Raw genomic sequence first — 309 nt, 5'->3', positions numbered from 1 at the left:
GCCGGCCAGCTCGACGATCTCTATCCGCTGTCGCCCATGCAGCAAGGGTTGCTGTTCCATACCCTGTACGAACAGGCGGCGGGTGAGTACATCAACCAGTTGCGCGTCGACGTGCAGGGCCTGGATCCCGAGCGTTTCCGCGCCGCTTGGCAGGCCACCGTCGATGCGCAAGACATCCTGCGCAGCGGTTTCGTCTGGCAGGGCGAGCTGGCGCAACCGCTGCAGATCGTGCACAAGCAGGTGCAACTGCCGTTCGCCACCCTGGATTGGCGGGCCCGCGACGATCAGCCGGCGGCCCTCGCGGCGCTG

General features: G+C 67.0%; 1 protein-coding gene. It reads left to right on the top strand.

Annotated features, from left to right (window positions below; genetic code table 11):
• A partial coding sequence (locus tag HX846_RS39105) for a condensation domain-containing protein (protein ID WP_178967687.1) occupies nt 1–309 on the top strand: 309 nt, incomplete at both ends.

The organism is Pseudomonas sp. K5002 (assembly GCF_013386655.1).
GTDB lineage: Bacteria > Pseudomonadota > Gammaproteobacteria > Pseudomonadales > Pseudomonadaceae > Aquipseudomonas.
The sequence above is the reverse complement of the archived record's forward strand: the minus strand, read 5'-3'. Positions and strand labels throughout refer to the sequence as shown.